Here is a 3884-nt window from a genome sequence, read left to right as displayed (position 1 = left end):
GGCAATACGTTTTCAAAGCGACTTTTTTACCATAGGTTTTGAGCCTTCAACACAGATTACTAAGCCAAAAATGCTCTAAATTTTTGAAATTCTAACAAATTCCACTCAACTTTATCATCATCTTTGACTTTCACAATATCTTCCTCAAAATAACATGGAATAAAGATAGTTTTCTTTTGAAACGGTTGTAGGAGGAAAATCTCTCCTACACTATTATTGATTCTGAGAGAAAATTGCAAAATATCATCTACCAAACTTTCAATTATTAAGATTTTTTGCAGTTTATCTGAATTAGAATCGCAAGGCTTCTCAATAATATAATTGTCGAATTTTTTCATTCTAACTTCCTCTCCATTATTTCTTCCTTTATCAAGAAAAAGTTACCTCAATATTAATAAAGTACAATTCTAAATTAAGTACAATTCTAAATTAACTCCAATTCTTGATTCATGATAATATTTCAGTAACTCATCGTGCAATTAAAAACAAGGATTTTTATTTCAGATGATCCATCGTGAACACTTCATCAGCCATCTCCCAAATTGCCGGATTATGTGTTGCGATAATGATTAGCCTATTATCATCTCGAAGAGATAGCAAAATCTCCATAATCAACTGAGAGGTTGCTGGGTCTATTGAAGCTGTTGGCTCATCTGCCAGAATAAAGGGTGGATTCTTTAAGATAATTTTTGCCAAGGCAACCCGTTGCGATTCTCCGCCCGATAACTCAAAGATGCGCTTATCTAGGTCAAGATAAACCAGGCCGACCTGTTCTAAAGCCTGCTTCTGCCTCAACCGCTGTTCCGACCGACTCAACTTTTGACCAATGAGACCTAGCTTAAGGTTTTCTTCAATACTTTGGTTTTCAATTAAGCCAAAGTTCTGGAAGAGGTAGCCCAATTCGTGACGGAAAAAATCACTTGATTTATAATTGGCCAAGTCTTTACCTCGGTAAAAAATCGTCCCATCATAAGGTTCTAATTTCCCAATCATGTTCATCAAGGTTGTTTTTCCGCTACCACTTGAACCAATTAAGGCATAGACTTTTCCAGCCTCAAATGTCATTGAAAGATTCGAAAATAACTCTCGTTCTCCAAAAGATTTACTCACCTGTTTAAGTTCAATCATATTAACCTCCCTTCAAAACAAGAATGGACATCTTGTTTTCTTTCTGCATTTGGACATGTAACTGTAAAAGAGATAGACCAGTAAAGAGTAACAAGACTAAGAAAGCAACTCCTATCTCTACCTGAAGAAATACACTCGCAACAAATCCCAGTAAAAACACACCCAGTTGAGCAAAGAGATAAGTGCGATGGATTTCTAAGAACCTGAGACCTGCAATGCGTTTGATAAAAATGGCACGTCTAAATTCTTCAAAGTAGAGCCTATTCATAGTGTTAAACAACAAGATTGAAGTTGCAATCCCAAGCACAGCTCCTGCTAGCATTACCCAACGTTCCCTCTGGATATTATCCAATAATGTGATGTAGTTGTGGTAACCTGTTTGCATTTCTGAGACCCAATTTTCAATGCCTTGTCTCTGGATAAGCTCCTGGGCATCAGACAATTGATTAAAGAGAACGTAGTTCTGTACTGCGTCTATCCAAAACAAAATGGACTGTGGACCAGTTGATTGGGGTGTTATAACAATGATGATTGGATCTTTCAAAAACTGCTGGTAAGAAATAGGGGTCGTATTATACACAAAACGATCCTGACCTGATTCTAAATAACCTACCGTAGCAGTCATTTGCTGTCGTTCATCTTGACTAGACATGCGACTGGTTAAGTCGTCTTCAAAAACAGATTTATAATGTTCTTCCTCTGAACGGAGGTGTTCAGGCAGCAATAAGACAAACTCCCCTACATTAAGGTGATTCATCTTTTGCTTAATAGTTGTATCTACAGGAATGTTTTGACGCTCCAAGTAATGCGGTGTGACGATAAGGACATTGCCATTCGGGCTGTAATCGTGCCATTCTGTAGAGGTTGTCAAGTTTTTGGAGGAAGCCATGCCATTTTGCAAAGTACGGTCAATTAACTGGTGTCTAGATAAGAAAGCCTTTTGTTCTGAAACAGCCAGATCCATCAATTGATACCAAGTTCTGAGTTTCCTTTGAGCTTGTTCATCAAAACCAGGACTCGTTCCTTCACGGCTGATTGATAGGGTAATCAGTTGTCTTTCCTGACTCCAAACCTCTTGTCCAATCCGATGCTGTTGCCAGGCTTGGGAATACTTTAAGCTACTCCCTATTCCCAGCGTTACAATAATAATCGCTAACAGTTGACCGATTAAAATCAAACTAATGATTCCTCTGACAGGCACTTGCCCTTTTATAATCTGCATCAGGTGTATCTTTTTTATCCCAACTGCGAAGAGTTGAGCGAAAAACAGGGAGATCGACAACAAGATGAGATTATAACTGAGCAAGCCTGCTCCTATGGTCATTAGGGATTGCGTTGGAAGCGACAGAATTTTTTGCATAAGAATGGCGAGCACGCCAGCTAAACTGAAACCAACAGCTATCCCTTTCAAATCCTCACCAACTGGTCTAAGGAAAATGGACCACCGTTTCTCTCCTGAAATGAGGCGAATGCCCGATGACCGTAATTGGCTAATTTGACTAATTAAAGTCAGTGCTACAAAGGTTAAGATGAAAATCAATAGACTGATTAACTGAAATCCGTTACTAAAGATAGCCATTAACGTAGATAGTTTAGATGGAATTGTCAGGTGCATGTTAGTCAAGCCAAGTTGACTTAGCTCTTCCCTTAGCAAGTGAATATCTAGGTGTCCATCGAATACAAAATAGTTTGTTTCAACACTACTACTTTGAGCATCTTCTAGATTTTTTTCCTGAAGCCCATCAGGCAACTTTCCGTCCCCAAAGGTCGTATAAGAAAAAACTGTAGTACCTTCTGAGTTAGGATCTTGGTGTTGAATCGCAATAAAGCTATCTGTTTCTTCTGCTAGTTTTTCCAAGCGTGTAGCAACATGCTGAAAAGTTGTTTCAGGGGAAGAATCACGTACAACAACGTTGGGGTAATAATGGGAGACATATGTATCAGTCCAAATGGTAAATACCCAAACAAAGAACAAACTAGCAAGCAGGTTGGATATGAGTATAAATAATTTTTTCATAGTGCATTCCTTATTCTAAAACAGAGGACAGAAATACTCCTGCCCTCTATAAACTAACAAGCTTACTGAACTATTGATAAAAGAATCTTCTTCAATTATTCTTTACCATCCCGCATCAAATGTAACTTGCTCCCCAAAATTTGTATTAACAAACGCATAGGCCGCACTACGTGCTCCTGCATAAACTGTTTTTTGATTGTTACGTCCATTACTTCCAACATAGGCCCAGTGATACTGTGAACCATGATAATAATTCGAAAATGCTCCCCAATTATTTGGATCATGATGGCCTCCATAGGTCCACTCGCCACCACGGTGAGAAACTGCCAAAACAGGAAGAGCCAAACTAAATGCCAAAACGGCAAGGGATGATGCAACTACTTTTCTAAATTTTAACATATTATTACTCCTCTGAATGAAATATTATGAAAATGAGCGAAATGCAACTATATATTTTAATTAGAAATCTCAGTCTGAATTATAGTATCCTATTTTTTCCTCCTTTCTAACTGCACGTTCCTTTCTACAGGCAGAGACCTAATTTTATAAACCAATCTTAAATACTTTAGATTTTGTAACTCATAATTTTCAACAGTTGGTTAGCTATGAAAGCATTTTATCAAACATCTCCATTCTTATATCTATCTGGTATTGTTACAAGCTCTCATCAGAATACCTTTCTCTAAATAGTTGAATTTTAAAGTAATATAAAATCAATCCGCCTTCCCAACATCAAGAC

General features: G+C 37.7%; 4 protein-coding genes. All 4 read right to left on the bottom strand.

Going from position 1 to position 3884, the window contains the following annotated elements:
• Window positions 1–59: 59 nt before the first annotated feature.
• The gene (locus HT687_RS12400) at window positions 60–338 is read right to left on the bottom strand and encodes a hypothetical protein (protein ID WP_000712968.1); all 279 of its coding nucleotides are present in this window, start codon (window positions 336–338) and stop codon (window positions 60–62) included.
• 157 nt (window positions 339–495) lie between these two features.
• Window positions 496–1128 carry an ABC transporter ATP-binding protein gene (locus tag HT687_RS11330; RefSeq protein ID WP_000571422.1) on the bottom strand — a complete coding sequence of 211 codons (633 nt, stop codon included), beginning with the start codon at window positions 1126–1128 and terminating at the stop codon, window positions 496–498.
• A gap of 1 nt (window position 1129) precedes the next feature.
• Window positions 1130–3145 (bottom strand): DUF1430 domain-containing protein, encoded by a 2016-nt coding sequence (locus HT687_RS11325; RefSeq protein WP_000732380.1) that lies wholly within the window; start codon window positions 3143–3145, stop codon window positions 1130–1132.
• A 102-nt stretch (window positions 3146–3247) separates the two neighbouring features.
• A complete protein-coding gene (locus tag HT687_RS11320) occupies window positions 3248–3544 on the bottom strand; it encodes a lactococcin 972 family bacteriocin (RefSeq protein WP_000911559.1) in 297 nt (98 codons plus the stop codon).
• Window positions 3545–3884: the final 340 nt, after the last annotated feature.

The organism is Streptococcus sp. 1449 (assembly GCF_013276805.1).
GTDB classification, from domain to species: Bacteria; Bacillota; Bacilli; order Lactobacillales; family Streptococcaceae; genus Streptococcus; species Streptococcus pseudopneumoniae.
This window is presented reverse-complemented; position numbering and strand designations above follow the sequence as displayed.

What these genes read in the sequence shown, in the direction of transcription:
- HT687_RS11320 (WP_000911559.1), bottom strand. Translation starts at nt 3,544, where the DNA reads ATGTTAAAATTTAGAAAAGTAGTTGCATCATCCCTTGCCGTTTTGGCA.
- HT687_RS11325 (WP_000732380.1), bottom strand. Translation starts at nt 3,145, where the DNA reads ATGAAAAAATTATTTATACTCATATCCAACCTGCTTGCTAGTTTGTTC.
- HT687_RS11330 (WP_000571422.1), bottom strand. Translation starts at nt 1,128, where the DNA reads ATGATTGAACTTAAACAGGTGAGTAAATCTTTTGGAGAACGAGAGTTA.
- HT687_RS12400 (WP_000712968.1), bottom strand. Translation starts at nt 338, where the DNA reads ATGAAAAAATTCGACAATTATATTATTGAGAAGCCTTGCGATTCTAAT.